Annotated in this window: 25 protein-coding genes; 17 read left to right on the top strand and 8 right to left on the bottom strand. The window is 61.3% G+C overall.

Annotation, left to right across the window (positions count from 1 at the left end):
• Together AC27VU_RS25535 and AC27VU_RS25530 are read right to left on the bottom strand one after the other, a co-directional pair.
• The coding region (locus tag AC27VU_RS25535) for a hypothetical protein (RefSeq protein WP_488725183.1) at positions 1 to 246 on the bottom strand (246 nt) is incomplete at its 3' end.
• 324 nt (positions 247 to 570) lie between these two features.
• Positions 571 to 1338, bottom strand: a complete 768-nt coding sequence (locus tag AC27VU_RS25530; RefSeq protein ID WP_488725182.1) for a helix-turn-helix transcriptional regulator — start codon at positions 1336 to 1338, stop codon at positions 571 to 573.
• An 836-nt stretch (positions 1339 to 2174) separates the two neighbouring features.
• On the opposite strand from AC27VU_RS25530, the gene ycaC reads away from it, so the two are divergent.
• Positions 2175 to 2807: an isochorismate family cysteine hydrolase YcaC gene (ycaC, locus tag AC27VU_RS25525; RefSeq protein ID WP_041074995.1), complete on the top strand. Its 633-nt coding sequence runs from the start codon at positions 2175 to 2177 to the stop codon at positions 2805 to 2807.
• Positions 2808 to 2939: 132 nt separating this feature from the next.
• On the opposite strand, the gene AC27VU_RS25520 is transcribed toward ycaC, so the two are convergent.
• Together AC27VU_RS25520 and AC27VU_RS25515 are read right to left on the bottom strand one after the other, a co-directional pair.
• Positions 2940 to 3677 carry a Fic family protein gene (locus AC27VU_RS25520; RefSeq protein WP_488725184.1) on the bottom strand — a complete coding sequence of 246 codons (738 nt, stop codon included), beginning with the start codon at positions 3675 to 3677 and terminating at the stop codon, positions 2940 to 2942.
• Positions 3674 to 3937 carry a hypothetical protein gene (locus AC27VU_RS25515; RefSeq protein ID WP_488725181.1) on the bottom strand — a complete coding sequence of 88 codons (264 nt, stop codon included), beginning with the start codon at positions 3935 to 3937 and terminating at the stop codon, positions 3674 to 3676. Before AC27VU_RS25515 ends, AC27VU_RS25520 begins: the two co-directional genes overlap by 4 nt.
• A gap of 262 nt (positions 3938 to 4199) precedes the next feature.
• Here AC27VU_RS25515 and AC27VU_RS25510 point away from each other — a divergent pair, with 262 nt between their 5' ends.
• From AC27VU_RS25510 to AC27VU_RS25460, 11 genes are all read left to right on the top strand, one after another.
• The gene (locus tag AC27VU_RS25510; protein ID WP_488725180.1) at positions 4200 to 5135 is read left to right on the top strand and encodes a Gfo/Idh/MocA family protein; all 936 of its coding nucleotides are present in this window, start codon (positions 4200 to 4202) and stop codon (positions 5133 to 5135) included.
• A 215-nt stretch (positions 5136 to 5350) separates the two neighbouring features.
• A complete protein-coding gene (locus AC27VU_RS25505; protein WP_488725179.1) occupies positions 5351 to 6403 on the top strand; it encodes an isopenicillin N synthase family dioxygenase in 1053 nt (350 codons plus the stop codon).
• A 27-nt stretch (positions 6404 to 6430) separates the two neighbouring features.
• The gene (locus AC27VU_RS25500; RefSeq protein WP_488725178.1) at positions 6431 to 7240 is read left to right on the top strand and encodes a MetQ/NlpA family ABC transporter substrate-binding protein; all 810 of its coding nucleotides are present in this window, start codon (positions 6431 to 6433) and stop codon (positions 7238 to 7240) included.
• Positions 7237 to 8037: a methionine ABC transporter ATP-binding protein gene (locus AC27VU_RS25495; RefSeq protein ID WP_488725177.1), complete on the top strand. Its 801-nt coding sequence runs from the start codon at positions 7237 to 7239 to the stop codon at positions 8035 to 8037. Before AC27VU_RS25500 ends, AC27VU_RS25495 begins: the two co-directional genes overlap by 4 nt.
• The gene (locus tag AC27VU_RS25490) at positions 8034 to 8705 is read left to right on the top strand and encodes a methionine ABC transporter permease (RefSeq protein WP_003224244.1); all 672 of its coding nucleotides are present in this window, start codon (positions 8034 to 8036) and stop codon (positions 8703 to 8705) included. The genes AC27VU_RS25495 and AC27VU_RS25490 overlap by 4 nt, the downstream gene beginning before the upstream one ends.
• An 8-nt stretch (positions 8706 to 8713) precedes the next feature.
• A complete protein-coding gene (locus AC27VU_RS25485) occupies positions 8714 to 10264 on the top strand; it encodes a sugar ABC transporter ATP-binding protein (protein ID WP_488725176.1) in 1551 nt (516 codons plus the stop codon).
• Complete coding sequence (locus tag AC27VU_RS25480) at positions 10257 to 11282, top strand: ABC transporter permease (protein WP_488725175.1); 1026 nt, start codon at positions 10257 to 10259, stop codon at positions 11280 to 11282. Before AC27VU_RS25485 ends, AC27VU_RS25480 begins: the two co-directional genes overlap by 8 nt.
• 31 nt (positions 11283 to 11313) lie before the next feature.
• Entirely contained in the window at positions 11314 to 12369 is a 1056-nt protein-coding gene (locus tag AC27VU_RS25475) for a substrate-binding domain-containing protein (protein WP_488725174.1), read from the top strand.
• A gap of 68 nt (positions 12370 to 12437) precedes the next feature.
• Positions 12438 to 13103, top strand: a complete 666-nt coding sequence (locus tag AC27VU_RS25470; RefSeq protein WP_488725173.1) for a sulfite oxidase-like oxidoreductase — start codon at positions 12438 to 12440, stop codon at positions 13101 to 13103.
• Between the two features lie 941 nt (positions 13104 to 14044).
• The gene (locus AC27VU_RS25465) at positions 14045 to 16432 is read left to right on the top strand and encodes a TonB-dependent receptor plug domain-containing protein (RefSeq protein WP_201137877.1); all 2388 of its coding nucleotides are present in this window, start codon (positions 14045 to 14047) and stop codon (positions 16430 to 16432) included.
• 41 nt (positions 16433 to 16473) lie between these two features.
• A complete protein-coding gene (locus AC27VU_RS25460) occupies positions 16474 to 17838 on the top strand; it encodes an APC family permease (protein ID WP_488725172.1) in 1365 nt (454 codons plus the stop codon).
• Here the strand turns inward: AC27VU_RS25460 and AC27VU_RS25455 are convergent.
• Together AC27VU_RS25455 and AC27VU_RS25450 are read right to left on the bottom strand one after the other, a co-directional pair.
• The gene (locus tag AC27VU_RS25455) at positions 17835 to 18296 is read right to left on the bottom strand and encodes a DUF3574 domain-containing protein (RefSeq protein WP_103486633.1); all 462 of its coding nucleotides are present in this window, start codon (positions 18294 to 18296) and stop codon (positions 17835 to 17837) included. The genes AC27VU_RS25460 and AC27VU_RS25455 overlap by 4 nt on opposite strands.
• 904 nt (positions 18297 to 19200) lie before the next feature.
• Positions 19201 to 20112: a cupin domain-containing protein gene (locus tag AC27VU_RS25450; protein WP_488725171.1), complete on the bottom strand. Its 912-nt coding sequence runs from the start codon at positions 20110 to 20112 to the stop codon at positions 19201 to 19203.
• A gap of 103 nt (positions 20113 to 20215) precedes the next feature.
• Here AC27VU_RS25450 and AC27VU_RS25445 point away from each other — a divergent pair, with 103 nt between their 5' ends.
• The 5 genes from AC27VU_RS25445 to AC27VU_RS25425 all read left to right on the top strand — a co-directional run bounded on the left by AC27VU_RS25445 (position 20216) and on the right by AC27VU_RS25425 (position 24666).
• A complete protein-coding gene (locus AC27VU_RS25445) occupies positions 20216 to 20761 on the top strand; it encodes a carboxymuconolactone decarboxylase family protein (RefSeq protein WP_027614171.1) in 546 nt (181 codons plus the stop codon).
• Between the two features lie 66 nt (positions 20762 to 20827).
• The gene (locus AC27VU_RS25440; protein WP_488725170.1) at positions 20828 to 21898 is read left to right on the top strand and encodes an acyl-CoA dehydrogenase family protein; all 1071 of its coding nucleotides are present in this window, start codon (positions 20828 to 20830) and stop codon (positions 21896 to 21898) included.
• Complete coding sequence (locus tag AC27VU_RS25435; protein WP_480405128.1) at positions 21895 to 22737, top strand: ABC transporter ATP-binding protein; 843 nt, start codon at positions 21895 to 21897, stop codon at positions 22735 to 22737. The genes AC27VU_RS25440 and AC27VU_RS25435 overlap by 4 nt, the downstream gene beginning before the upstream one ends.
• Positions 22703 to 23902, top strand: coding sequence for an ABC transporter substrate-binding protein (locus tag AC27VU_RS25430; protein WP_003224269.1), 1200 nt, complete (start codon positions 22703 to 22705; stop codon positions 23900 to 23902). The genes AC27VU_RS25435 and AC27VU_RS25430 overlap by 35 nt, the downstream gene beginning before the upstream one ends.
• A complete protein-coding gene (locus tag AC27VU_RS25425) occupies positions 23902 to 24666 on the top strand; it encodes an ABC transporter permease (RefSeq protein ID WP_488725169.1) in 765 nt (254 codons plus the stop codon). The genes AC27VU_RS25430 and AC27VU_RS25425 overlap by 1 nt, the downstream gene beginning before the upstream one ends.
• Here AC27VU_RS25425 and AC27VU_RS25420 read toward each other — a convergent pair.
• On the bottom strand, positions 24640 to 25545 hold the full coding sequence (locus AC27VU_RS25420; protein WP_262143204.1) for a LysR family transcriptional regulator: 906 nt from the start codon (positions 25543 to 25545) through the stop codon (positions 24640 to 24642). The genes AC27VU_RS25425 and AC27VU_RS25420 overlap by 27 nt on opposite strands.
• A gap of 33 nt (positions 25546 to 25578) precedes the next feature.
• Positions 25579 to 26760, bottom strand: coding sequence for an MFS transporter (locus AC27VU_RS25415; RefSeq protein ID WP_488725168.1), 1182 nt, complete (start codon positions 26758 to 26760; stop codon positions 25579 to 25581).
• Positions 26761 to 26920 lie beyond the last annotated feature (160 nt).

Raw genomic sequence — 26920 nt, 5'->3', positions numbered from 1 at the left:
GTCGAGTTCGCTCTTATTGATGATGGGACGCCCGTCGACCTCACGGCCATCGAGCAGCAGCTTGACGGTGTCGCCGATAGCCTTTTGGGCCCAGACGGGGATCAAGACAAGCAGGCCGAGGTCGATAAAAGTGAACAGCGCCGCCCGGTTGATCCCCCACTGGCCGGAAGGCAGGAGGCGCCCGGGGACCCACGGGTCCAGCAGTGAATGGGGGGCAGAGATTTTTTTCTTGGGCTGAACGAGCATGGTCGGCACTCCGTGCGAACTGTCGGGGGACAAAAGGCGTGGAGTTATTCAGCGCTGAAGATGACGGCTCTGGCTACTGTCAGAAATTACAGGTAGGCGCTGTTTTCTGACGAGTGGTAAGGCACAGCCCGACGGATAAAAAGACGCTTCCCGGCATCCCTCGGCGCCTTCTGTGCGTGTCGCCGGCAGTGTCTGCAGGGCTTCAATGAGATGGTTGCCAGCCGTACCGGCCTCTTCGCGAGCAAGCCCGCTCCCACCCTTGAGATTTACTCTCCTGTGGGAGCGGGCTTGTTCGCAGCGGCAGTTCCTGCAGATCGGGCATCATCAAGCGGCGTGGGGTGAGCCGGGCAGGGTGGCGGTATGTTCAGGCGAATACATCCAGCGCATCAGTGAATGCCGGCCGCTGATCCCCAGTTTGATCGCGGCGCGTTTGAGGTAGCTTTCCACTGTGTTGACCTTCAGTTGCAACTGTTCGGCCAGCTCCGGCGCGGTACGCCCGGCGAGCAGGCCGATGCACACTTCGGTTTCGCGATTGGACAGGCTCAGGCCCAGTTGCTGCAGACGCTCGTTGAAGCGCAGCCGCAGGTTTTCCAGGCCCTGTTGTGCGCCGTCAGCGCCGGGCGACGGGTCTTCTGTGTTGGCCTGCTGGGGTTGCAGGGCGTGAATGTGTTTTTCCAGCATCGGCAACAGCACCGGAGAAATGTCCTGCAACAAACTCTGCTCCTGAGCCGAGAATCGCTGCGACTGGTCGTTGCGATACACCGAAATCACGTAGCGGTAGCCGTCCTTGCGCCGGGTCAGGTGCAGCTGCGAGGCATCGGCGCTGGCCGAGGCTGGCGAGTCCATCGGCTCGCTCGAGCGTGCGGCAATCTGTTCGCAGAATACCGTTTCAGCCTGCTGGGCCGAGTCTTTGCCGGTTTCCGGCGGGTTGCGATGGGCGGGGCGGCCCACCGGCTCGACGCGCATCTGGCGAATGTGAGTAGCGTCCACCGCCAATTGCGTCTGGATCAGGTCATGCAGCATCCGCGGAAAGTGCCGGCTGCCGGTGCTGGCGATGACTTTACCGATATGGGGAAACAGGTGTGAGTTCATAAACATCATCCATGAGTTGCAGGTGAAACAGTCCCATTCCTGACCTGCGCCGCGCATGTTCCCTGGTCGGCGCAATGTCAGGATGTGGATCCTATCCTAGTACAACGTTTGAAAGACGGTTTAATGAAGGTGTTATTAGCTCATAACTTCATCCACAGGGTTATGCGGTGAACCCAGGAATGTCGGCCTGCCGAGATCATTGTGGGAGCGGGCTTGCTCGCGAAAGCGGTGCGTCAGCCATTTGAGATGTTGCCTGGAATGACCCCTTCGCGAGCAAGCCCGCTCCCACAGGGTTATGCGGTGAACCAGGAATGTCGGCCTGTCGAGATCCAGTGTGGGAGCGGGCTTGCTCGCGAAAGCGGTGCGTCAGTCATTTGAGATGTTGCCTGGAATGACCCCTTCGCGGGCAAGCCCGCTCCCACAGAGTTATGCGGTGAACTCAGGGATGGCGGCCTGCCGAGATCCAGTGTGGGAGCGGGCTTGCTCGCGAAAGCGGTGCGTCAGTCATTTGAGATGTTGCCTGGAATGACCCCTTCGCGAGCAAGCCCGCTCCCACAGGGTTATGGGGCACCGCCTACCCGCAAGGCCTCAACTTGATTGGCGCAACGGTGGAGAAGGTCCTGAACCGGGCGCCGTACAGTTTGATGATCGCCAAACCAATGCCCGAGCCGGATTGAGTTGGAGGCTGGCAAGTCAGTGTTATGTCGCCAGGATTGTCCGTTATGAGTTGACAGTGAAACGCTTTTCAACCGATTTATCGGCCCCGGTCGTGTCAGTAATCTGTGCCCATGTTCAACGCCACCCCAACCACCACAACCAAGAAAAGGGATTCAAACATGAGCACTGCAACCTACAACCGCCTGAACAAAGACGACGCCGTAGTCCTGCTGGTCGACCACCAGACCGGTCTGATTTCTCTGGTTCAGGACTTCTCGCCGAACGAGTTCAAGAACAACGTCCTGGCCTTGGCCGACCTGGCGAAATTCTTCAACCTGCCGACCATCCTCACCACCAGTTTCGAACAAGGCCCCAACGGCCCGCTGGTTCCGGAACTGAAAGAAATGTTCCCCGACGCGCCGTACATTGCCCGCCCGGGCCAGATCAACGCCTGGGACAACGAAGACTTCGTCAAGGCGATCAAGGCCACCGGCCGCAAACAGATCATCATTGCCGGTGTCGTGACCGACGTCTGCGTAGCGTTCCCGACCCTGTCGGCACTGGCTGAAGGCTTCGACGTATTCGTCGTCACCGACGCCTCCGGCACCTTCAACACCACCGTCCAGCAAGCCGCCTGGAACCGCATGACCCAGGCCGGCGCACAAATGATGAACTGGTTCTCGGTCGCCTGTGAGCTGCACCGCGACTGGCGCAACGACATCGAAGGGCTGGGCAATCTGCTGTCGCAGCGGATTCCGAACTACCGGAACTTGATGAACAGTTACTCGGCGTTGACCGCGCAGCAGAAGTGACTGCAGCGTTGTGAACGTGAAAGCCTGCCCTGAAAAGCAGGCTTTTGTTTTTCGGTTTCAGTCTGCTGCAGGCGTGTGGCACAACTCAAACGTGATGAAGATCCTCAGGGAAGGGGGGGGCACAACTGACGCTTACTCAATTGGCTGCGCTCTATAAGTTTTATAGAGCCGCTGAACCTCAGGATCATCCAGGCTTTCGTAGGTGATGCCCTCTTTATCCAGACCATCGAGTCCTTTTATGCCGCCAATCATTTCAGGCCACTCTTCACGGCTGGAGATGTCGATGATGAAAGGTGTCAGGTAACGATCCAGATGGCCTTGGAAAGGATCTCGAATCTCGTCGCTGAGAGCCCGCAGATAGTCATCTTTATTGGTCATTGCCCAGTTGATGGCGAATTTGGTGCGAAAGCACAGTTCCATGTACACGAGCAGGATCGTACGCCCATTGCCGTCCAGAAAAGGGTGCGCAGAAGCCAGCTGACCCATGACTTCCCCAGGCCGAGCACGGAAGCGTTTTTTGTTTGCTGCGAGTTCGAGGGCGTATTCGACGGACCGTTTGATCAGGTCGGGACGCTCAAATATCGTGTGATGAGGATCATCTTTCGATCCCTTGAAAACTGCCAGGTGGGGGACTAGCTCATTTCTGTCTTTCCCGGCCCAAGGGTAAAAGCCCGAGAAAAGTATTTCGTGCGTTTTCAGGACTGCCTTGTAGTCAATGGGCTTTTTCTTGGCGAGATAGGCGAGAGCATCGTCGATACTGGCTTCAAATGAGAGGTGCTCGGACTCTTTGACTTCAGTGGGATCTTTGAGTTTGAGCGAGTTTTGAAGATAGCCTTCAGTCTCAAAATCGCCGAAGGGGTCGAAATTCATGCGCTGAGTTGGTTTTTGCAACGCCTTTTTTCCTGCAGGTAGCGGCCTTGCAGGGCCATGATTTCTGTCTTGCTCAGAACGCCTTTTCTTTTCAGGTTGACGAGCAGTTGCTCAACACCGTCCAGTTCCACGACATCACCGGCCAGGCGCGTGATGGTCACCGCCATGCAACTGAGGTTGTCACGGTCGGCGGTAACCTTGTGGGCTTTGGCGAGCAGGCGAACTTCAGTCGCGACGCTCTCAGTGGCTGATCTGGTCATTTGGAACCCCTCGTTTTCTCTCCCGGAGCATAGCACGGCGTCGTTTCGGTGAGCGTGCCAGCTAACGTGCAGCTAGCTGGGAAGATACGCAAAGTAAGCAGGCTTATTCGTTTGCGCCGTTGCATTGACGCACGCTGCCTCGCGCGGTGAACTGAGCGCTGGCGTCTGCGGTTTTTTGATCAGACTCAGCTGGGTATTCCCTGACGTTTACGGCTAATCTGCGCAATCGCTGACGACAACAAGACAAAAACAGGAGTCACTGATGCAACCGATCCGTCTCGGTCTGGTGGGCTACGGCAAGATTGCCCAGGATCAACATGTTCCGGCGATCAACGCCAATCCCGGATTTCACCTGGTGGCGGTCGCCACGCAAGGCAAACCCTGTGTCGGGGTGGAGAACTTTCACTCGTTGAGCGAGTTGCTGGAAAACGGCCCCGAGGTGGATGCGATTGCGTTTTGTACGCCGCCGCAAGGTCGGTTCGCACTGGTGCAGCAGGCGCTGGCCGCCGGCAAACATGTGTTGGTGGAAAAACCGCCGTGCGCCACTCTGGGCGAGGCGCTGGCCCTGGTCAGTCAGGCGCAGCAACAGGGTGTCAGTGCGTTGTTCGCTTGGCATTCGCGCTACGCCCCCGGCATTGAAGCCGCCCGCGACTGGCTCGCCAGCCGTACGTTGCAAAGCGTGCAGATCGACTGGAAGGAAGACGTGCGCAAGTGGCATCCCGGTCAGACGTGGATCTGGCAACCCGGCGGTCTGGGCGTTTTCGATCCGGGCATCAATGCCTTGTCGATTGTCACCCGTTTGCTGGCGCAGCCATTGTTTGTCGAAGCCGCCGAACTGCGCGTACCGGACAACTGCCAATCGCCGATTGCCGCGTCGATCAAGATGTCCGACGCGAACCGGCTCGACGTGCAGGCCGAATTCGATTTCGACCACGGTCACGACGAACTCTGGAGCATCGAGATGCGCTGCGCCGAAGGGCTGCTGCGCCTGGACAACGGCGGGGCGCTGCTGAGCATCGACGGCGTGCGCCAGGCGGTGTCGGAAGAGGGCGAGTACACGGCGGTGTATCGACACTTTCAGCAACTGATTGGCGATCGTGCCAGCGACGTCGATCTGCAGCCGCTGCGGCTGGTGGCTGACAGTTTCTTCGTCGGCAGCCGAGTGGCAGTCGAGCCGTTTTATGACCCGGCACGCTGATCAGTTCAAGCGGGAGAGCTGTTGCGCGATGACAGCGAACCTGAGCGTCAGGCCTAAGCTAATGCAAAAAGGGTATTTGTTCGTGGTTTTTAAGATCGTTTAGTTTTGTCTCACGACGAATCAAACGCATCAAACCGATAGACCCCCGATTGCCATGACGGCACACGCTGAATCGATCAAAGGCTCTTCAGGTTTGGTTCACACGGGAGTGAATCATGCCGCATACCCTCGATATCACTACGCTGCCGACGCTGGACCTCTCATTGTTCGAAGGCACCGCGCAACAGCGTTACGCATTTCTTGAAAACCTGCGGCACGCCGCGCGTGACGTCGGCTTTTTCTATCTCACCGGCCATGGCATCGACAGCCACCTGCTCAAGCAGGTGCAGGACCACGCCCGTCAGTTCTTTGCCTTGTCCGAGCAGGAAAAGGCCGCCGTCGGCATGATCAATTCGCCGCACTTTCGCGGATACAACCGTGCCGCTTCCGAGATCACCCGTGGTCAACCCGACTGGCGAGAGCAGTTCGATCTCGGCGCCGAGCGCGAAGCGTTGCCGCTGGACGCGGACAGCCCGTTGTGGGCGCGCTTGCAGGGGCCCAACCAATGGCCGCAGGCCTTGCCGCAACTCAAGCCGTTGCTGCTCGAATGGCAACAGGCGATGACGCGCATGGCGTTGCGTCTGCTGCGGGCGTTTGCCCAGGCGCTGTCGCTGCGGGCGGACGCGTTCGATCAGTTGTACGGCGACAAGCCCAACGAACACATCAAGTTGATGCGCTATCCAGGCCAGGCTGCCAACGCGAGCCAGCAAGGCGTCGGCGCGCACAAGGATTCCGGATTCCTGAGCTTTCTGCTGCAAGACCAGCAGGCCGGTCTGCAAGTGGAGGTCGAGGAAGGGCGCTGGATCGATGCGCTGCCCCGCGACAACACGCTGGTGGTGAACATCGGCGAACTGCTGGAGCTGGCCACCAACGGTTATCTTCGCGCCACAGTGCATCGGGTGGTGTCGCCGCCCGCAGGCAGCGAGCGCTTGTCCATCGCCTTCTTCCTCGGCGCGCAACTCGATGCCGTGGTGCCGCTGTATCCGTTGCCCACCGTGCTGTTGCGCGAAGCGCGTGGCCCGGCGAGTGATCCGCTCAATCCATTGTTTCGCGATGTCGGCTGGAACTACCTCAAGGGTCGTTTGCGCTCGCACCCGGACGTCGCCCGGCGCTTCTATGCCGACGCGCTGATGCCCGCCGCACCGGCTCGCAAGACCGCCAACGCCTGATTCATCACTCGCTCAAGGACTCCGCACATGTTGAAAAAAGCAGGTTTGACCCTGGCCGTGCTCGGCGCGCTGGTGACTTCGTTCGGCGCTCGGGCACTGGAGCCGTTGCGGGTGGCCGCCGACCCGGTGCCGCACGCGCAGATTCTCGCGTACATCCAGACAATCGATCCGCAACTCAACCTCAAGGTCATCGAGATTCCCAACGGCGTGAACTCCAACGAACTGCTGGTGCATGGCGATGTCGATGCCAATTACTTCCAGCATCTGCCGTATCTGAAATCCCAGGAGCAAGCGCTGGGGCAGAAACTCGCGGTGGCCACCACGGTGCATATCGAGCCGCTGGGCATCTATTCGCGCCGGCACAAAAGCTTCGCCGACGTGCCGGAAAAAGGCACCGTGGCGGTTCCCAACAACGTCACCAACCTGAGCCGTGCGCTGTACCTATTACAGGACAACGGGTTGATCAAACTCAAGCCCGGCTTCAAGGATCCGGCAGCCGATCAGGCCACGCCCAAGGACATCGCCGAGAACCCGAAACAGCTGAAGATCCTCGAAATCGAATCGCCGCAAATCCCTCGGGCCCTGGACGATGTCGACCTTGCGGTGATCAACGGCAACTACGCACTGGAAGCCGGACTGGTGCCGGCCCAGGATGCGCTGGGGCTGGAGAAGGCCGAGCACAATCCGTATGCCAACATTCTGGTGACCACGCCGAAACTGCAGAACGATCCGCGCATTGTGCAACTGGCCAAGGACCTGACCTCGCCGCAAGTGGCGAAATACATCACCGATAACTTCAAGGGTTCGGTGATCCCTGTGGTGGATGCCAAGCCATGATCGTCGTTGAGCAGGTCAGCAAGACCTACCCGTCAGCCGCCGCGCCGGCACTGGATCAGGTGTCGCTGAGCATTCCCGATGGTGCGATCTACGGCATCCTCGGGCGCAGCGGGGCAGGCAAGTCGACCCTGTTGCGCTGTCTCAATCTGCTTGAACGCCCGGACAGCGGGCGGATCCTGATCGACGGCGTGGACCTGTTGACGCTGTCTGCCAGCGACCTGCGCCGCCAGCGTCAGCGCATCGGCATGATCTTCCAGGGCTTCAATCTGCTGCACTCGCGCACCGTGTTCGACAACATCGCCGTGCCGCTGGAAATCGCCAACGTCGGCAAACCGTGGCGCCATGTGCGGGTGCGCGAACTGCTGGAACTGGTCGGTTTGACGGACAAGGCGCAAGCCTTTCCCTCGCAGTTGTCCGGTGGGCAAAAGCAGCGGGTGGGGATTGCCCGCGCACTGGCCGCCGAGCCGGCGTATCTGCTGTCGGACGAAGCCACCAGCGCGCTGGATCCGGAAACCACCGCGTCGATTCTTGACCTGCTGCGCGATATCAATCGGCAACTGGGCGTGACCATCGTGCTGATCACCCATGAGCTGGAGGTGGTCAAGTCGATCTGCGATCACGCGGCGTTGATGGCGGACGGGCGTCTGGTCGAGTCCGGCCCGGTGCCGCGCTTGCTCGCCGATCCGCAATCGAGTCTCGGCACTTCGTTGCGTCCGACCTGCGGCCTGCCGCTGGGCCACGACATTCCCGGTCTCAGCTTCCTCAAGCAATACGGCGTACGGGCGGCGCAGCCATGAACCGCAGCATCGACTGGAATGAAATCCTGCAACTGGTGTTCAACGCCACCGGCGAAACCCTGTACATGATCTTGCTCGCCGGGCTGTTCACGCTGCTGATCGGTTTGCCGCTCGGGGTGTTGCTGTTTGTCAGTCGGCGCAACGGACTGTGGCCGCTGCCACGCCTCAATGCCGCGCTGGGTTCGCTGGTCAATCTTGGGCGCTCGCTGCCCTTTGTGGTGATGTTGATTGCGCTGATTCCGCTGACGCGTCTGCTGGTCGGCACCACGCTCGGCAGCACCGCGGCGGTGGTGCCGATCACCATTGGCGCGTTTCCGTTTTTTGCGCGAATCGTCGAGAACGCCCTGGACGAAGTCGACAAGGGCCGCATCGAAGCGATCCTCGCCATGGGTGGCGATATCCGTCATGTGATTTTCAAAGTGCTGCTGCCCGAAGCGCTGCCCGCGTTACTGGCGGGGATCACTCTGACGCTGGTGATGCTGATCGGTTTTTCTTCCATGGCCGGGGTGATTGGCGGTGGCGGCCTCGGTGATCTGGCGATCCGTTACGGCTATCAGCGTTTCAACAATGAAGTGATGGTCGCCACCGTGGTGGTGCTGGTCATTCTGGTGCAGGGCGTGCAGAGCCTGGGCGACCGGCTGGTGCGTTCGCTGGCCCATCGACGTTAAGGAATTTTATGAGTGTCGTCGTGGCCCGCGCGCCGCTGATTCAGGTGCGCGAACTAAGCAAAACTTTTGGCTCGAACCGCGCACTGGATCGCGTCAGCCTGCAGATTCATCCCGCCGAAGTGGTGGCGTTACTCGGTGCCAACGGTGCCGGCAAATCGACGCTGGTGAAGATTCTCGCCGGCAGCCAGCGCGCCGATGGCGGCGAGATTTACATCGACGGGCAGCCCCGGCAATTCAGCTCGCCGCTGTCGGCACGTCGGGTCGGGATTGTCGCGGTGCATCAGCAGATCAACGAGGGCATTGCGCCCGGTTTGAGCGTGGCGGAAAACCTGTTGCTCGATGAGTTGTGCAAGCCTGACGCGGACTTCTGGCTCAATCGCAAACGCTTGCTGGAACGCGCCGCGAGCATCGCGGGCGGGCTGGGTCTGGTGTTGCCGCTGGAGCAGCCGATTGAACACTTGGGCCAGGCCGAGCGGCAGTTGGTGGTGCTGGCGCGGGCCTTTGCCTTGCAGCCGCGTCTGCTGATTCTCGATGAGCCGACTGCCGCGTTGTCGGACGCCGAGGCGCAACGGCTGTTTGGTCTGATCGACACCCTGCGCAGCCGTGGCGTGGCGATTGTTTACATCTCCCATCGCTTGTCCGACCTGCAACGGGTGGCGGATCGCGCCATTGTCCTGCGCGATGGGCGACTGGCCGGAGAATTCAGCGCACGGCAGTTGCCCGAGGCGGTGCAGGCGATGCTCGGGCAGGCGCTGGACGGGCATGTCTACACGCCCGGCAGCGTGGGCCGAAAAGTCCTTGTTGTGCGCGGTTTGCAGATTTTGCCGCGCTCCAGGCGTTTCGATTTCGACCTGCACCAAGGCGAAGTGGTGGTGCTGACCGGGCTGCTCGGCGCCGGAAAAAGCGAGATCGCCGAAGTGCTGTTCGGCTTGCGCAAAGCCGTGGCCGGCAGCTTGCAACTCGATGGCATGGACTGGCTGCCGGGTTCGCCAAGGGCGGCGATTCGCAGCGGTGTGTTTCTCGCAGCGGAGGATCGCGCGAGTCAATCGTTGGTGCCCGACTTTTCCCTGCGCCGCACCCTGACGCTGCCGTTTCTGGAGCGCTTCACCCGTGCCGGTTTCATTCGCAACCGCGCCGAAGCCGCAGCGGTCGAGGCGCAAGTCGCGGCGCTGGGGATCAAGACCGCCGGCATCGAGGTGCCGATGAGCGCGCTGTCCGGCGGCAATCAACAGAAGGTCGTGCTTGGCCGCTGGCTGCTCGGAGAAGGGCGGGTGTTGATCCTCGACGAGCCGTTTCAGGGCGTCGACGTGCGCGCCCGCCGCGAGATCGGCCAACTGCTGCGCGACAGTGCCGGCGGCCGCGCGACCCTGGTGATTTGCGCCGATGTCGACGAAGCCCTGGAAATCGCCGACTGCATTCTGTTGGTGCGCGATCACGCGGTGGTCGCCGAATACCCGCGCGCCGGCCTTGAACGCGCGACCCTGGTCGCCGCACTGGCGGGCAGCGACGCTAGCGAAAATCCCTTTCACGCCACGCCAAGGAGCAGAGCGAGTGCCTGATTCGAGTTCATTGTTGTCTGCCGCTACGGCACCCGCCGAGCGCCTGCTGCAAGCGCTGATCCGCTACGGCCTGTTGTGGCTGCTGGCGCTGATCGTGGTGTTTTTCAGTGTCGCGGAGCCGGCGTTTTTGCGCGTCGGCAATCTGTTCAGCATCTTGCAGTCGGTGTCGATCGTCGCGCTGCTGGCCCTTGGTGTGACGCTGACCATGGCCGTCGGCGGACTTGATCTGTCGATTGGGGCGGTGGCAGCGATGAGTCTGATGATCGCCAGTTACGTGATGGTGGTGCTCGGTTGGGGCGCGGTGCCGGCGGTGCTGATCAGTCTGGCCGGTGGCGCACTGGTCGGGCTGCTCAATGGCTGGCTGATCGTCAAGCTGCGGGTGCCGGACATTCTCGCAACGCTGGGCAGCATGTTTCTGGTGATCGGCGTGCAACTGATTCCCACGGGCGGGCGCTCGATTGCGGTGGGCATGACCTTGCCCAGTGGCGTGGAAACCGAAGGCAAGTTCAGTACCGCGTTTCTCGCCCTCGGCCGCGGTCGCTTGTGGGAGGTGGTGCCGGTGCCGGTGTTGATCACTGCGTTGGTGGCGCTGGCGGTGTGGCTGTTTCTTGAGCGCACGCGCATCGGCCGATTGTTTTATGCGATTGGCGGTAACGAGCAGGCGGCACGATTGGCGGGGGCGCCAGTGCAGCGCTTCAAGCTGCTCGCGTATGTGCTCTCGGCATTGCTCGCCTCGCTCGGCGGGTTGCTGTTGGCGGCGCGCCTGGGTCGGGGTGATGTGAGCTCCGGCAACGGTCTGGTGCTGGACGCCCTCGGCGCGGCGCTGATCGGTTTTGCCGTGCTCGGCGCGAAGAAGCCCAATGCCTTCGGCACGTTGGTCGGCGCACTGTTGGTGGCGTCGCTGCTCAATGGCCTGACCATGCTCAACGCGCCGTACTACGCGCAGGATTTCGTCAAGGGACTGGTGCTGGTGCTGGCCCTGATGTTCACCTTCGGCCTCGCGCATCGGGCGCGCTGAGCCGGTTCATTTGTCGCTGCAAGGAAGATGTATGCACGGTTCAATCAAGCAGTTCGCACGCCATTGCCTCGCCGGCGCGGTGCTCTCGGCATTGGTGTTGAGTGCTCAGGCCAAGGCATTGCCAGGTGCTCCGGCGCCGTTCGATAAAGGTCAGGTGCAGATCGCGCTGGTCGGCTATCTGTTTTCCGGGGACTTTCCCGAGGCCTATCTGCGTGGCGTGGAGAAACAGACCGAGGCGCTGGGCGCCAATCTGCGGGTGTTCGATGCGCGGCAGCAGGCGGCGAGTCAGGGCGAGATGATCGATCAGGCGATCGACCTCGGCGTGGAAGGGATCATCGTGCAACTGGGCCTGGCGGAAACCCTCAAGGGACCGATTGACCGGGCGATCGCCAAAGGCATCAAGGTGGTGGCGTTCGACGTCGATCTGAACAGCCCGCAAGTGACCCAGGTCGAGCAGGATCACCATGCACTGGCGCGACTGGCGCTGGATCAGGCGGTGAAGGACAACGGCACGCGGTTCGATGCCGGTTACGTGTACATCAGCGGCTTTACGCCGATGGAGCGTCGCGACGAGATCTGGAGTCAGTTGAAAAAGGCCAATCCGGGCATCATCGAGAAGGCGCGTTTCGGCACGCTCAACCCGCCGATTGCCAACTCGGTGGCGGATCAGGCCAGCGCGGTATTGCGGGCCAATCCGGATATCAGCGTGATCTTCGCGCCGTTCGACGAGTTCGCCAAAGGCGCGAAAATCGCCGTCGACGAGGCCGGGCTGGGGCGTAAGGTGAAGATCTACAGCGCCGACATTTCCACCGCCGACATTCAGATCATGAAAGAACCGGACAGTGCCTGGGCGGCGACCGCAGCGGTCAATCCGCAAGTGGCGGGGGCGATCAGCGTGCGCAGTCTGGCGATGTTGATTGCTGGCGAAAATCCTGGGCATCAAGTGCTGGTGCCACCGACCCTGATCACCCGTCAGCAGTTGCTCGATCTGGACGTGAAAAACGTCCGCGACCTGGCGCAGAAACTCCCGGCGTTCGGTGATAGCGCCAACGTGGCGCGGGCCGAGTGGATTCCTGTGGCGAACTGAATGCAACCGTTATCACCGGGTGATGCGCTGTATGCGCGGCAGGCATCCTGACGCGCTTGGGAGTGAATATGCACAACAAAGCCATGCGCTTGCGCAACAGCCGCGCACCCAAGGCTGATCCGGCGCTCGGTCAACGTTTGCCGCCGGGGCAGGTGTTGACGGAGCGGTTCCCGATCCTCCACGAAGGCACGGTGCCGGAGTATGAATTGGCAACATGGTCACTGCGCCTGTTCGGCAAGGTCGGGCGTGTCGTCGAGTTGAGTTTTGCTGACCTGCAAAGGTTGCCGCAGCGCGAGTTGCAATGTGACATTCATTGCGTGACGCGCTGGTCGAAGTTCGACACGCAGTGGAGCGGGGTACATCTGCAGGATCTGCTGAGCGAGCTCGATATCCAGCCCGCTGCGCGTTTCGTCATGGCCCACGCCGATCACGATTACCAGACCAACCTGTTGCTGGACGACCTGCTGCACCCGGACAGCCTACTCGCCACCCATTACGCCGGCCAACCCTTGACCGCCCAGCACGGCTGGCCGCTGCGGCTGGTGGTCGCCGGGCGCTACTTCTGGAAAAGCGCCAAATGGCTGCGCGGTCTGGAGTTTGTCGACGAAGAACAACCCGGGTTTTGGGAGCGCAACGGCTTTCACCTGCACGCCGACCCGTTTGCGGAACAACGCTTCAGTGCGCAGGCCCTGGACATCGCCGCAGATGCCTGGTTGGAAAAGGAATTCGACTAAAGGTTTGCGCATGTTTGCAGTCAACATCTCGGGGGACTGGACTGGCCCATTCGCGAGCAAGCCCGCTCCCACATTGGATCTGCGGTGGATGAAAGCTATGCGTTCACCCCGTTCAACCTGTAGGAGTGAGCCTGCTCGCGATGGGGCCCGAACATTCAACTGCTTCGGTGGCTGATACACCGCTATCGCGAGCAGGCTCACTCCTACATTGGATCTGTGGTGGATGAGAAGTCAGTGTTCACCCCGATCAACCTGTAGGAGTGAGCCTGCTCGCGATGGGGCCCGAACATTCAACTGCTTCGGTGGCTGATATACCGCTATCGCGAGCAGGCTCACTCCTACATTGGAACTGTGGTGGATGAGATGTCAGCGTTTACCCCGATCAACCTGTAGGAGTGAGCCTGCTCGCGATGAGGCACGAACATTCAACTACTTCGGTGGCTGATATACCGCTATCGCGAGCAGGCTCACTCCTACAATGGAACCGTGGTGGATGAGAAGTTAGTGTTCACCCAGTCAAACCTGTGGGAGCGGGCTTGCTCGCGAAGGGGCCAGCCCAGTCGATATTTTCGGCGACTGAACGATAGTTTTCGCGAGCAAGCCCGCTCCCACAAGGGGCAGCATTCATGCTTGAGTTAGTTGCTGCTTAGTTGAGCTACTGTTGTTCTGGCAACACTTGTGTTGGACTAAATACAGTTAATCAGCCCGATCTAACCTAAGTGTTATTGGTTCTTTTACGGCAAGCCTCAGCCCGTCTAGCATCGGTGTTCAAGGGGAAACAACTAACTTCGGGGATTCTGCGCTTAATCAACTCAATACGTTTAACCAGCCTTCACCGCCTTCCTGATTTCTAAAACTACAGCAGACATTGCCGTGCATTGATTGCCGAACCCTTATTGTCGGCAACGGCCGGGTATTAGCTGCGATAAAGGAGCTGTCACATGTATCACCGTTCCCGTTCATTACTGGCCATCGCGGTTGTCGGTGCGATCTGGCAAGTTCCGGCGCAAGCCGAAGACACTTCCACGCGCGTTGACGATGACACACGGTTGGGTACCGTGCTGGTCACCGGCACCCGTGGCACTGCTCGCACGGTGCTGGATTCTCCGGTGCCGGTTGACGTGTTGACCGCCGCCGACCTCAAGTCCACCGGCGCTGCCGACGGTGAGTTGGGCCAGGCGCTGCAAACGTTGCTGCCATCGTTCAGCATGCCGCGTCAGTCCAACTCCGGTGGTGCTGACCATGTGCGCGCCGCACAGTTGCGCGGCATGAGCCCGGATCAGGTGCTGGTGCTGGTCAACGGCAAGCGCCGTCACACCTCGGCGGTGGTCAACGACTCGTCGAAAATCGGTCGCGGCACGGCGCCGGTGGACTTCAACTCGATCCCCATCAGCGCGATCAAACGCATCGAAGTGCTGCGCGATGGCGCCGGCGCGCAGTACGGTTCCGACGCGATTGCCGGGGTGATCAACATCATCCTCGACGACGCCCCCGAGGGCGGCGAAGTGTCCACCAGCTACGGCGCGTTTCACACCCATCAGGACGCCATCGGCAGAACCACCACCGACGGCCAGAACAGCGTGACCACGGCCAAGATCGGCACGCGGCTGGGCGAAGAGGGTGGGTTCATTCGTGGCGGCACCGAGTACAAAAATCGCAACCCGACCAACCGCGCCGGTTTCGATGGCTTTGCCGATACCCCCGACCAGCGCAACTATGTGATGGGCGATGGCTTGGCGCGGGACGTCAATCTGTGGTTCAACAGCGAGCTGCCGCTGGCCGGCGGCAAAGCCTACAGCTTCGGCACTTACAACCAGCGCCACACCACTGGCGCCGAGTTCTATCGCTACCCCTACGAGCAGCCGCAGTTCTATCCCAACGGCTACCTGCCGCAGTCGCTGGGCGACAACAAGGACGTCTCTGCCACCGCCGGTTTCAAAGGCATGATCGGCGAAGACTGGGACTTCGACAGCAGCGTTACCCACGGCCGTAACCGCTTCGACGGATCCACCCGCCGCACCCTCAACGTCAGCCTCGGCGAGGACTCGCCGACCAAGTTCGACACCGGCGATTACGAGCTGCGCCAGACCACCACCAACCTCGATTTCAGCCGCGAGCTGCGCTTGGGCGGACGCTCGTTCGTGCTGGCGCTGGGCGGCGAATATCGCTACGAAAACTACCTGACCTACGCGGGTGACGAGGCCTCTTACATTGGCTCCGGCGCTGATGGTGCCAACGGTCTGCGCCCCAGCGAAGAGTCGGACCTGGACCGCAACGTGTTCGCGACTTACGCCGAGTTGTCGGGCGATCTCACCGACCGCTTCTTCGTCGACGCCGCCACGCGTTGGGAACATTACGACGATGCTGGCAGCAAACTCACCGGCAAGCTCAGCGGTCGCTACAAACTGACCGAGCAGTGGGCGCTGCGCGGTGCGGTGTCGAACAACTTCCGCGCGCCGTCGCTGGCGCAGAGCGGGTTCCAGAACACCACCAGCAACTTCGGCGAAGGCGGCACGCTCACCGATATTCGCGTGCTCTCGGTGAACGACCCGATCGCGCGTGCACTGGGTGCGCAAAAGCTCGATCCGGAAACCTCGAAGAACTTCAGCCTCGGCCTGACCTTCCAGCTCAACGAACGCTTCGATGCCTCGCTCGATGTGTTCCGCATCGACGTCAAGGACCGCATCACCCTGTCGCAGCGCATCGGCAGCGACGCCATGGAGCAATACATCAACGACAACTTTGGCGTGGCCGGAGTGCATGATGTGAACTTCTTCACCAACGCCGCCGACACCAGCACCCACGGCGCCGAACTGGTGCTCAACTATCACCAGCCACTGTATGAAGGAACGTTGGGCCTCACCACCGCCTACACCTACAACCACACCAAAGTCACCAGCACCAAAGGCACGCCATCGCAACTGACGGCGTTGGGTATCGGCAACGATGCACTGGTCGGCGTTGAAGAAACCAACACCCTGACCGATGCCGCACCCAAGGATCGTTTCGTGTTTTCCGCCAACTGGGCCAGCGAACACTGGGGGCTGCTCGGGCGTCTGACTCGTCAGGGCGAGACCACTCGGGTGTTCGATTTCGGCGACTCGCAACCGGAGCAGACCTACGGCGCGGTGTGGCAACTGGACGCCGAGGTGACCTACAAATTCACCCCGAAATTCAGCGTCGCCCTGGGCGGCAACAACCTCACCGACAACTACCCGGAACGCTCCGGCTCGGCGATCAACTACGGTGGCAACCTGCCGTATGACGTGCTGTCGCCGATCGGCACCAACGGCGCGTACTACTACGCCAGCGCCACCTACGGCTTCTGAGCCGATCCGCCACGGATGGCGGACTTTTTGCGGAACTCTCCATGAATCACTCCAACGGCCCCAAGCGCCATCTGCCGGTGCTGCAGGCGTTGCTGATCACACTGGGCATGGTGATCACCACCGACATCCTGAAAACCGCGCCGACCGTGGCGCTGAACGTCGGGCCGGAATATTTCTATTGGGTCTGGGTGCTCGGCGGTCTCGCGTCGATGAGCGGGGCCTTGTGCTTCGCCGAAATGGCCAGCGCATTTCCGCACCCGGGCGGCGACTATCACTTTCTGCGCACGGCCTATGGCGAGCGCATGGGTTTCCTGTTTGCCTGGTCGCGCTTCTCGGTGATGCATACCGGCTGGATCGCCTTGTCGGCGTTCATGTTTGCCGATTACGTCAATGCCGTGGTACCGCTCGGTCGATACGGCTCGGGGCTGTTTGCCGGCGGGGTGATCGCCGCGCTGGTGCTGCTCAATCTCACCGGCAAGCACATCGGTTTCATCACCCAGACCTTATTGGTGGGTTTGCTGGCGCTGGGCTTTCTGAGCATCGCCAGCGCCGGTGTGTGGCTGGCGTGGCAGGGGATTGAAGCTCCGCCCCCGAGCGTTTCGGTCACGCCGGAAAACACCGGTATGGCCGGATTTTCCGCAGCGATGATTTTCGTGTTTCTGGCGTTCGGCGGCTGGAGCGATGCGGCAACCTTGTCGGCGGAAGTGCGCGATGGACGACGCGGAATCTTCATCGCCATGCTCGGCGCGCTGACGGTGCTGATGGCGATTTATCTGGCGCTGAACTGGGCGTTCGTTCGAGGTCTGGGATTCGACGGACTGGCGGCGAGCAACGCACCGGCCGTGGAACTGTTGAACCGTGCATTCGGTGCGCCGGGGGTGCTGCTGATTCTGCTGATGGTCGGCATCGCGGCCATCGCCACCATCAACTCGACCTTGCTGGTCGGCGCCCGCACCACTTATGCCGCTGCTCGCGATGTACCGCAGTTGCGTCGTTTCGGCGAGTGGGACGAGCGCGACGGCGTGCCGCGCAAGGCCTTGCTGGCGGAGGGCGCGGTGGCATTGTTGCTGGTGCTGTTCGGCAGTTTCACCCAGAGCGGCTTCAACACCATGGTCGAGTACCTGACCCCGGTGTACTGGCTGTTTCTGAGCTTCAGCAGCCTGGCGTTGATCATCCTGCGCCGGCGCTTTCCCAAGGTGCCGCGGCCGGTCAGGGTGCCGTTGTATCCGCTGTTGCCGCTGCTGTTTTTCGGGCTGTGCCTGTACATGCTCTATTCGAGCGTGACGGTGGTGGGGTGGGGCGCGTTTTTGGGGATTGGTGTGTTGCTGGTCGGCGCGCTGCTGCTGGCGGGATCGAGCCGCCTGGCGTCGACGCCTCGGCAAGCTCTCGGACAGATGAACGATTAGAACGATACGTCGGCCGGTTGCGACAGGCGCAGCACCGACAGATCCCCGGTAATGCGTTTGTACGCCAGACGAATCGCCTCGATGTTGCCGGCGTTCTGCGGACTGTTCTCGTGCAGGATCACGATCACCTTGGTGCTCAGCCGCTCAGGCTCTTTCGCCCCATGATCACGCCATTGCCCATAGGCATCGAACACGGTGAAACCGTCGGGAAACCGCGACGTCACTTCCTTGTCGAGAAACTCGCGCCAGCGCGCCGGGCTGACCGCGCCTTCCTTGCCATCCACGGTGCCCACCGAGAAGTACAGCTCGGTGCGGATCCACTGTGCCTGCGCCGGACGCGTGGCATCACCTTGCAGGGTCGAACTGGCGGGATCTTTGGTATGCACCGAAACAGCAGGAGGACTGGCGCACCCGGCGACAGCGACAAACAGTGCAGCCAGTAACAGGCGTCTTTGCATGGAACATCCCTTTTTATGAGTTAAGTGCAGACGCGCAATTATAGGGGGCATGATTAATAGCGATAAAAGATTAAAAAGTGGTTTTCTGGTTGATTAATCGAATAAAAAACGAACGGCCCAGGATGCTGAATGTACCTACGCCTTCGCGGGCAAGCCCGCTCCCACAGGTTTTGTGGCGTGCACCAATCCCGTGATCGACACATCTCCCCTGTGGGAGCGGGCTTGCCCGCGAAAGCGCCGGTTCAGTCAATGAAGATGTTGGGTGTACCAACGCCATCGCTGGCAAGCCAGCTCCCACAGGTTTTTGCGGTGTGCACAGATCCGTTGATCGACACAATCCACTGTGGGAGCGGGCTTGCCCGCGAAAGCGCCGGTTCAGTCAACAAAGATGTTGGATCTACCAACGCCATCGCTGGCAGGCCAGCTCCCACAGGTTTTTGCGCTGTGCACAGATCCGTTGATCGACACCATCCACTGTGGGAGCGGGCTTGCCCGCGAAAGCGCCGGTTCAGTCAACGAAGATGTTGGATGTACCAACGCCATCGCTGGCAAGCCAGCTCCCACAGGTTTTTGCGGTGTGCACAAATCCGCTGATCGACACCATCCACTGTGGGAGCGGGCTTGCCCGCGAAAGCGCCGGTTCAGTCAACGAAGATGTTGGATATACCAACGCCATCGCGGGCAAGCCCGGCTCCCACAGGTTTTTGCGGTTACACAGATCCGCTGACCGACACCATCCACTGTGGGAGCGGGCTTGCCCGCGAAAGCGCCGGGTCAGTCAATGAAGATGTTGGATGTACCAACGTCATCGCTGGCAAGCCAGCTCCCACAGGTTTTTCGGTGTGCACTGATCCCTTGATCGACTCTGAAAAACGCGCCATCAAGGCATAAATAAATATGCCGCTCAGCGCCCTTCATGCTGCTTGCGATAAGCCCCCGGTTGCACCCCCACCGACTTGGCAAACGCTCGGGTAAACGCGGCGATCGACTGATAGCCCACCGCCGCGCACACCTGCTCCACCGTGTGATTGGCCCGCAGCAACTGGCAGGCATGCCGAATGCGCAACGCCAGCAGCACTTGCCCCGGCGACTGCCCGGCCAGCTCATTGAAGCGTTTGAAAAACGCCGAGCGTGACAGGCCGATACTCGCCGCCATGCTCTCCAGCGACCACGGCAATTGCGGTTGTTCGATCAACTGATCCAGCAACGGCGCGAACTGCGGATTGCGCGCCAATGCCACCAGGCCGCCGAGGCTCTGGTTGTCGGCCATCTGCTGGCGCAACACGTACAAAAACAGCAGGTGACTCAGGCGTTCGAGCAGCGCCGAGGAGGGCGCCGGCAGGCGTTCGCACTCTTGCAGGATCAACTCGAACAAGGCTCGCGCCGCGCTCGAAGAAGGATCGCCCGCGCGCAGGATGATCCAGTCCGGCAAGCCTTCGATGATCAGCGATGACAATCCCGACTTGAAATGAAAGAACCCGCAAACCAGCCCGACACCGTCCTGCGCCTGGCTGTCGAGCACGGTCATGGCTATGCGCGGCAGCGTCTGGGCGATCCTCGCCTCTTCGGCGCTGGAGAGGCGGTAATTCAGATCCCGCAGCAGGAACACTGCATCCCCGGTGTTCAGCGGAATTGGCTGCTCCTGCCCGTTGATGTGCAGCCAGCAACGCCCCTGCACGATCAAGTGGAAACTTGCGCGCGCCAGCCCTTGGGTGCTGGCGTGCCAACCACCGCAATAGCGGCCGACGTGAAATAGGCTCGCATCGAGCTCGAGGCTTTCTAATAACCAATCAACCAGTGGGCTGGACGAAATCATCTAATGGAAACACTCAGGAGCAAGTAATCGCTACTTTAGAATATGGATCGAAATTTTTATAACCAACAGACTGGCCGGACACTCAACAGTAGGAGTCCACTCCATGTCGCGTCTTACTCTACACACCGTGCAAAGCGCTCCCGAAGCCGCCAAACCATTTCTGGAAAATGCGCAGAAAAACTCCGGATTCATTCCGAACCTGCTGGCCGTGCTGGCCAATGCCCCGGCCGCGCTGGAAACCTACGTTACGGTATCGGCGCTCAATGGCAAGTCCGAACTCAGCCTCGCCGAGCGCGAAGTGGTGCAACTGATTGCGGCGACCAACCATGGTTGCGATTTCTGTGTCGCAGGTCATACCGCCGTCGCGCTGAATAAGGCCAAACTGCCGCCGGAAGTCGTCAGTGCGCTGCGTGAAAAAGCCACTGTCCCCGTGGAAAAACTGGAAACCCTGGCCGCGTTTGCCCGCGAAGTGATTGCCACACGGGGCAAGGTCAGCGATCAGACCTTCAACCAGTTCAAGGCCGCGGGCTACACGGAAGGCAATGCGCTGGAAGTGATTCTCGGCATCAGCCTGGCGACCCTGTGCAACTTTGCCAATGTGTTCGCCGACACGCCGCTCAACCCCGAACTGGCCCCGTATCGCGCGTGATCGGCCAGCGGTTCCGGCAGCGTCGTCTATGGTTGATGCGGCTGCGTAAAAAGGAGGAAAAACGACATGCTCAATCCGGCATTGATTCAATGGCTGGAACACAACGCCCAGGCACTGGATGCGGGCGACGGCGATCCGCAGCAGGTGCTGACGCAACTGGCGCAAGCCGAGGTGCTGCGCGTCGGCATCAACCCGGCGTTGGGCGGCAGCGGCGGTCACGTCAGTGATGCCGTGGAAACCCTGGCCGCTGTCGCCAGCCATTCACTGGCGGCAGCATTCGTGTTCTGGGGCCAACGGGCCTTTATCGAATACCTGCTGCACAGTCCCAACGCTGCGCTGAGGGAAAAACTGCTGCCGTCACTGCTCAGTGGAGAGCTGGCCGGAGCCACCGGTTTGTCCAACGCGATGAAGTACCTGTCCGGCATCGAGGCATTGCAAGTGCGCGCCGCCCACACCGCAGACGGCTGGACCTTGAACGGGCGCCTGCACTGGGTTACCAATCTGCGCAAAAGCGGTTTTGTGGTGGCGGCGGCGATCGAGCACGAGGAGGGCGGTTCGCCCTTCGTGCTGGCGATTGCGGATGACGCTGCCGGTGTGCAACGTTCCGCCGACCTGCAACTGATGGGACTGCAATCGAGTAACACGGCCGCCATCGATTTCGCCCAAGTGGCGGTCGCTCGCGAATGGTTGCTGCATGAAGATGCACGCAAGTTTCTGCCGGCAGTACGCCCGGCGTTTCTTGGTCTGCAATGCGGTATGGCGATCGGTCTGGCGCGACGGGCACTGGCCGAGGTCGAAGGACATTTGCAGGACGGGCGCTCGATCCTGCTGGAGCCGTTGCAGGAACAACGCGAGCAACTGGCGCAGACCGTCGACGCGCTCAAGCAGGGCCTGCACGACGGACGTTTCCTGAGCCAGCCGGGCGCGTTGTTCCAGATCCGCATCGCGCTGGCCGAATCCGCTGCCAATGCGGTGCAACTGGAATTGCAATCCAGCGGCGGCAAGGCCTATCTGACTGAGCACGGCAGTGGTTTCGCCCGGCGCTGGCGTGAGTCGGCGTTCGTGCCGATCGTCACCCCGAGCCTGGTGCAATTGCGCGCCGAATTGCAGCGGCAAAAACGGGAAGCGACGGCATGACGGCGCCGGTGCTGGAGGCGCAGGGCATCAGCCTCGGCTACCCGCGAGAGCAGGGCTGGCACACCGTGCTGGAGCACTTCGACCTGCAATTGCAGCCCGGTGAAGTGGTGACCATTCTCGGCCCCAGCGGTGTCGGCAAATCCAGTCTGCTGCGAGTGCTGGCGGGTTTGCAGGCGCCGCAACAGGGCCGGGTGAGCCTGCTTGGCGAGCCACTGACCGGTGCGCATCCACGGGTGGCGGTGGCGTTTCAGGACCCGAGCCTGTTGCCGTGGCTGACTCTGGAAAAGAACGTCGCCTTCGGCCTCGACTTCGCCCGCCAGCCGCACCTGACGGCCGAGCAGCGCAAGGCGCGGATCGACCACGCCATCGCTGCGGTCGGCCTAGAACATGCACGTCAGCAGCACCCGGCGCAGTTGTCCGGCGGCATGGCCCAGCGCACTGCTTTGGCGCGGTGTCTGGCACGCCAACCGCAGGTGCTGTTGCTCGATGAACCGTTCGGCGCGCTGGATGAAATCACCCGCGCCGACATGCAGCAGTTGCTCCTGCAATTGATCGCCGAGCACCACACCGCTGCCGTGTTGATCACCCACGACATCGACGAAGCCCTGCTGCTTTCCGAGCGGATTCTGCTACTGGGTAACAGCCCGGCGCACATCCTCGGCGAGTGGCGCATCGACCTGCCTCAGCCGCGTGCCGAGCTGGTCGAGGAACTGGGTGCGCTGCGCATCGACATCCTCAAAACCCTTCGGCGGGCGAGCCGCAACCCCCTCACTCAACCTGTGCCCGCTACGTCGGAGATTGACCATGTGCCTGGACGACTTCACTCACACACGTCGTGACTTCCTCAAACTCAGCGCGCTGCTGACTGCCGGCGGTGCGTTGCCGCTGCTCAACAGCCTCAGCGCGCGCGCCGCTGCCGAGCCGAACGCGCCAGTGCGCATCGGTTATCTGCCGATCACCGACGCCACGCCGTTGCTGGTCGCACACAACAATGGCCTGTTCGAGGCCGAAGGTATTCAGGCTGAACGCCCGGTGCTGCTGCGCAGTTGGGCGCAGGTGATCGAGGCGTTCATTTCCGGACAGGTCAACGTGATTCACCTGCTGTCGCCGATGACCGTGTGGGCGCGCTACGGCAGCAAGGTGCCGGCGAAAGTCGTGGCATGGAACCACGTCGGCGGCTCGGGTCTGACCGTGGCGCCGGGCATCACCGAGGTCAAGCAACTGGGCGGGCAATCGGTGGCGATTCCGTTCTGGTATTCGATTCATAACGTGGTGGTGCAGCAACTGTTCCGCGACCACGGACTGGTGCCGGTGAGCAAGTCGGCGAGCGCCGCGCTGGCGCCGAACGAAGTCAATCTGCTGGTGCTGCCGCCGTCGGATATGCCGCCGGCCCTGGCGAGCAAACGCATCGCCGGCTACATCGTCGCCGAGCCGTTCAACGCCCTGGCCGAGGAGCTCAAGGTCGGCCGGGTGCAGCGCTTTACCGGCGACGTCTGGCGCAATCACGCCTGCTGCGTGGTGTTCATGCATGAGCAGGATCTGAACAACCGTCCCGAGTGGTCGCAGAAAGTGGTCAACGCGATCGTCAAGGCGCAGGTCTGGACCCGCGACAACCGCGCCGAGGCGGCGAAACTACTGTCCAAGGACGGCGCCAATCGCTACACCCCGCACGCGCAACCGGTGCTCGACCGGGTGCTGTCGCCGGCCACCAGCGACCGCGAGCAATACCTGGCCAGCGGCGCGATCCAGCACAGCCAGTGGGACGAGCAGCGCATCGACTTTCAGCCGTACCCGTTCCCCAGCTACACCGAAGAGCTGGTCAAGCGTCTGAAGGACACCTTGATCGAGGGTGATAAAGGCTTTCTCGCCAGCCTCGATCCGCAGCAAACCGCTAAAGATCTGGTGGACGACCGCTTTGTGCGCAACGCCATTGCGGCGGTGGGTGGCATGCAGACCTTCGGCCTGCCGGAAAGCTTCGAACGCAGCGAGGAGTTCAGCCTCTGATGCATCAACGATCTTCATCGACCGTGCACGGTTTGTTGGGCGTAGCAGGGCTGTTGTGCCTGTTGCTGCTGTGGTGGCTGGGCGTGCATCTGCTTGGTGGCAACGACAGCCTGGCGTTGCGCTTTTCACCCGAGGCGACGCTGGCCAGCCTCGGCGAACTGCTGCTGCGCCCGGAGCTGTACGAGCATGTGCTGGTCAGCCTGAAACGGATTGTGGTCGGCCTGTTGCTGGCGCTGCTGATCGGCGTGCCGCTGGGCCTGATGATCGGCAGCTACCGGCATCTGGAAGCGGCGACCACGCCGGCGTTTCAGTTTCTGCGGATGATCTCACCGTTGTCGTGGATGCCGGTGGTGGTGATGCTGCTGGGCGTTGGCGATCAGCCGATCTACTTCCTGCTGACCTTCGCCGCCGTGTGGCCGATCCTGCTCAACACCGTGGCCGGCGTGCGCCAGCTCGACCCGCGCTGGCTGCAACTCAGTCGCAGCCTCAGTGCCACTCGTTGGGAAACCCTGCGCAAAGTGATCCTGCCCGGCGTACTCGGCCATGTGCTGACCGGGGTGCGGCTCTCGATCGGCATTCTGTGGATCGTGCTGGTGCCGTGCGAAATGCTCGGCGTCAGCGCCGGGCTGGGCTACTTCATTCTCGATACGCGAGATAGGCTGGCGTATTCGGAACTGATGGCGATGGTGCTGCTGATCGGTGTGCTGGGCTTTGCGCTGGATGCGTTTGCGCGGTGGCTACATCGGCGCTGGGCGCCGGCCTGAGGCGCTGAATGCAGCGAGCAAATAGTCACGCACGTAAAGCAGGCTCGGGCTTTTCATCACGCTTTTGCTCCACACCAGATAGAGCACATTGACCGGTGCCTCGCTGGGCGGTGTCGGTGAAATCAGCCGACCGTCAGCGATGGCGTCGGCGCACTGGTAGTCCGGCAGCACGCTCCAGCCGTGGCCGCCGAGCACCAGCTCCTTGATGATCCGCAGGTCGGGAATCGTCAGCGCCGCTTGCAGTTGCGGAGCGACCTGAAACATTGAAGTCCACAGTGGCCGAACCAGCGCCAGATCCTCATCGAAAGCGATCAGCGGGACTTGCTTGAGTTGTGCTTTATTCGGGTCTTTGCCGAGGCGATCCAGGAGGCTCGGTGCATACACCAGCAACAGGCGTTCGGTGAGCAAATGGGCGTAACCGTGGGATTGTTCGTTGGGCATGGAGGCCGTGATCGCGAAGTCGGTCTGCTTCGCTTCGAGCATCTCGTAAATGCGCTTTTTGGCACCGGTGTGAAAACGCAGGGTGAAGCCTTCGTCCATCAGCGGTGCCAGGCGAGCGGCGACTAGCGCATGGAGGAAGTCGGAGGGGCCGACCAGATGCACTGTGCCGCCCTTGATCAGGCCCGGACGCAGCGACGCGATCTTGTTTTCCAGCCCATCGAGAAACGGTGCCACCGAACGCGCCAGTTCATCCGCCGCTTCGGTGGGTTCCACCCCCCGAGGCAAGCGCTGAAACAGCGGTTTGCCGACCAGCGCCTCCAGCGCCTGCACATGCATCGACGCCGCCGGTTGGGTGATGCCCAAATGGTCCGCCGCCCTGGAGAACGACTTGGTGCGGTACGCTTCGAGGAATGTGCGCAGGTGGGTGAGGTGGCTCATGGTGCTTTGGCGCCCGTGAAAATGTAGGTTGGCTTACAGATTATCAGCCGTGCGATAGCGCGGCGTAGCGAACATTTGACTTAACACCAGCAGCAGCCCCAGCGCCGAGACTGCCGCACCTGTCAGCCCGACATGACTGAGGCCCACCTGGCTGATCGTCACGCCACCTAGCACCGAACCCAGCGCGATCCCCGAGTTGAACCCGGCAATGTTCAGCCCGGCCGCAACGCCATGTGCGTGCGGCGCATGTCGTTCGGCGATTCCCAGAAGCCGGGCCTGCAAGGCCGGCACTGCAGCAAAGCTGAACATCCCCAACAAGCCGACGAGCAAGCCCATCATCCACGGCGAACCGGAAAAGCCCCACATGCCCGCTGTCGCCCCTACGATCCCGGCAATCAACGCGGCGCTGGCGCGATCCACTCCCCAAGCATCGGTCAGTTTGCCGCCCAGTACATTGCCGATGGCTGCCATCGCGCCGTACAACAGCATGAACACGCCGACAGTGGCGGCCGTGGTATGAGTGACTTCAGTCAGCATTGGCGCGATGTAGGTGTAGGCGACGAACGAACCGGCGTAGCCGAGCACAGTGACCAAGGCGCCGGCCAGCAACTTGCCGTTGAGCAGCGCTTTAAGGCTGTGCAACGCCGAGCTGCCGTCGGAAGCAGTCGGTAGCGGATCGCGCATGCCGAACAGCAAGCCGAAGAAACCTATCGCTCCGAACACGGCAATCGCCGCCAGCACCAGGCGCCACGACATTACGCCACCCAGATAGGTGCTGACAGGCACGCCAATCGCCATCGCCAGGGTAAACCCGCCAAACACCACTGCCACTGCGCTCCCTGCGCGACCCGGCCCGGCCAGACGCGCCGCGGTGCTTGAAGCCACCGCCAGGAACAGGCCATGTCCCATGCCGGCGATGAATCGCGCTACCAGCATCAAGGTCAGCGAGGTTGCAAACGCCGCGGCGAGACTGCCGACGCTGAATACCAGAGCGGTCACCAGCATTACGTTCTTGCGCGACCAACTTGCGGTCAATGCACTGAAGACCGGTGCTGAGAAAGTGGCGCCCAAGGCATACGCAGTGATGGTTGCCCCGGTCGCCTCGACGTCGACGCCGAGACTGCGAGCCATGACGTCGGTGAGGCCGATCGGAACGAATTCCGCCAGACCCAAGGCAAAGGCGCTGAGGGTAAAGATGTAGATGACAAAGGGCATGGGAGCCTCGCTCAAGAAGGAATTTGGCGAGAGGCTAGGGATTGGTGACGCATAAGTGAAATTGGCGATTTCGCGTACTGGCATAAATAAATTCATACCTTGCCAGAATCCATACGCGGCACAAAAGCCTGCAGGCTCAGTCGATTGCAACGAGGCTGTG

It is taken from the genome of Pseudomonas sp. 14P5.3.2 (genome assembly GCF_057799175.1).
Note: the sequence above shows the minus strand (reverse complement) of the source record. Positions and strands in the feature narration are given on the sequence as shown.

Bases quoted from the DNA above. Each gene is read 5' to 3' on its own strand.
- AC27VU_RS25515 (WP_488725181.1), bottom strand. From the start codon at position 3,937: ATGACCAGATCAGCCACTGAGAGCGTCGCGACTGAAGTTCGCCTGCTC.
- AC27VU_RS25415 (WP_488725168.1), bottom strand. From the start codon at position 26,760: ATGCCCTTTGTCATCTACATCTTTACCCTCAGCGCCTTTGCCTTGGGT.
- AC27VU_RS25420 (WP_262143204.1), bottom strand. From the start codon at position 25,545: ATGAGCCACCTCACCCACCTGCGCACATTCCTCGAAGCGTACCGCACC.
- AC27VU_RS25490 (WP_003224244.1), top strand. From the start codon at position 8,034: ATGAACCGCAGCATCGACTGGAATGAAATCCTGCAACTGGTGTTCAAC.
- AC27VU_RS25440 (WP_488725170.1), top strand. From the start codon at position 20,828: ATGCTCAATCCGGCATTGATTCAATGGCTGGAACACAACGCCCAGGCA.
- AC27VU_RS25530 (WP_488725182.1), bottom strand. From the start codon at position 1,338: ATGAACTCACACCTGTTTCCCCATATCGGTAAAGTCATCGCCAGCACC.
- AC27VU_RS25445 (WP_027614171.1), top strand. From the start codon at position 20,216: ATGTCGCGTCTTACTCTACACACCGTGCAAAGCGCTCCCGAAGCCGCC.
- ycaC (WP_041074995.1), top strand. From the start codon at position 2,175: ATGAGCACTGCAACCTACAACCGCCTGAACAAAGACGACGCCGTAGTC.
- AC27VU_RS25470 (WP_488725173.1), top strand. From the start codon at position 12,438: ATGCACAACAAAGCCATGCGCTTGCGCAACAGCCGCGCACCCAAGGCT.
- AC27VU_RS25450 (WP_488725171.1), bottom strand. From the start codon at position 20,112: ATGATTTCGTCCAGCCCACTGGTTGATTGGTTATTAGAAAGCCTCGAG.
- AC27VU_RS25510 (WP_488725180.1), top strand. From the start codon at position 4,200: ATGCAACCGATCCGTCTCGGTCTGGTGGGCTACGGCAAGATTGCCCAG.
- AC27VU_RS25455 (WP_103486633.1), bottom strand. From the start codon at position 18,296: ATGCAAAGACGCCTGTTACTGGCTGCACTGTTTGTCGCTGTCGCCGGG.
- AC27VU_RS25495 (WP_488725177.1), top strand. From the start codon at position 7,237: ATGATCGTCGTTGAGCAGGTCAGCAAGACCTACCCGTCAGCCGCCGCG.
- AC27VU_RS25465 (WP_201137877.1), top strand. From the start codon at position 14,045: ATGTATCACCGTTCCCGTTCATTACTGGCCATCGCGGTTGTCGGTGCG.
- AC27VU_RS25505 (WP_488725179.1), top strand. From the start codon at position 5,351: ATGCCGCATACCCTCGATATCACTACGCTGCCGACGCTGGACCTCTCA.
- AC27VU_RS25500 (WP_488725178.1), top strand. From the start codon at position 6,431: ATGTTGAAAAAAGCAGGTTTGACCCTGGCCGTGCTCGGCGCGCTGGTG.
- AC27VU_RS25430 (WP_003224269.1), top strand. From the start codon at position 22,703: ATGTGCCTGGACGACTTCACTCACACACGTCGTGACTTCCTCAAACTC.
- AC27VU_RS25520 (WP_488725184.1), bottom strand. From the start codon at position 3,677: ATGAATTTCGACCCCTTCGGCGATTTTGAGACTGAAGGCTATCTTCAA.
- AC27VU_RS25475 (WP_488725174.1), top strand. From the start codon at position 11,314: ATGCACGGTTCAATCAAGCAGTTCGCACGCCATTGCCTCGCCGGCGCG.
- AC27VU_RS25425 (WP_488725169.1), top strand. From the start codon at position 23,902: ATGCATCAACGATCTTCATCGACCGTGCACGGTTTGTTGGGCGTAGCA.
- AC27VU_RS25460 (WP_488725172.1), top strand. From the start codon at position 16,474: ATGAATCACTCCAACGGCCCCAAGCGCCATCTGCCGGTGCTGCAGGCG.
- AC27VU_RS25435 (WP_480405128.1), top strand. From the start codon at position 21,895: ATGACGGCGCCGGTGCTGGAGGCGCAGGGCATCAGCCTCGGCTACCCG.
- AC27VU_RS25485 (WP_488725176.1), top strand. From the start codon at position 8,714: ATGAGTGTCGTCGTGGCCCGCGCGCCGCTGATTCAGGTGCGCGAACTA.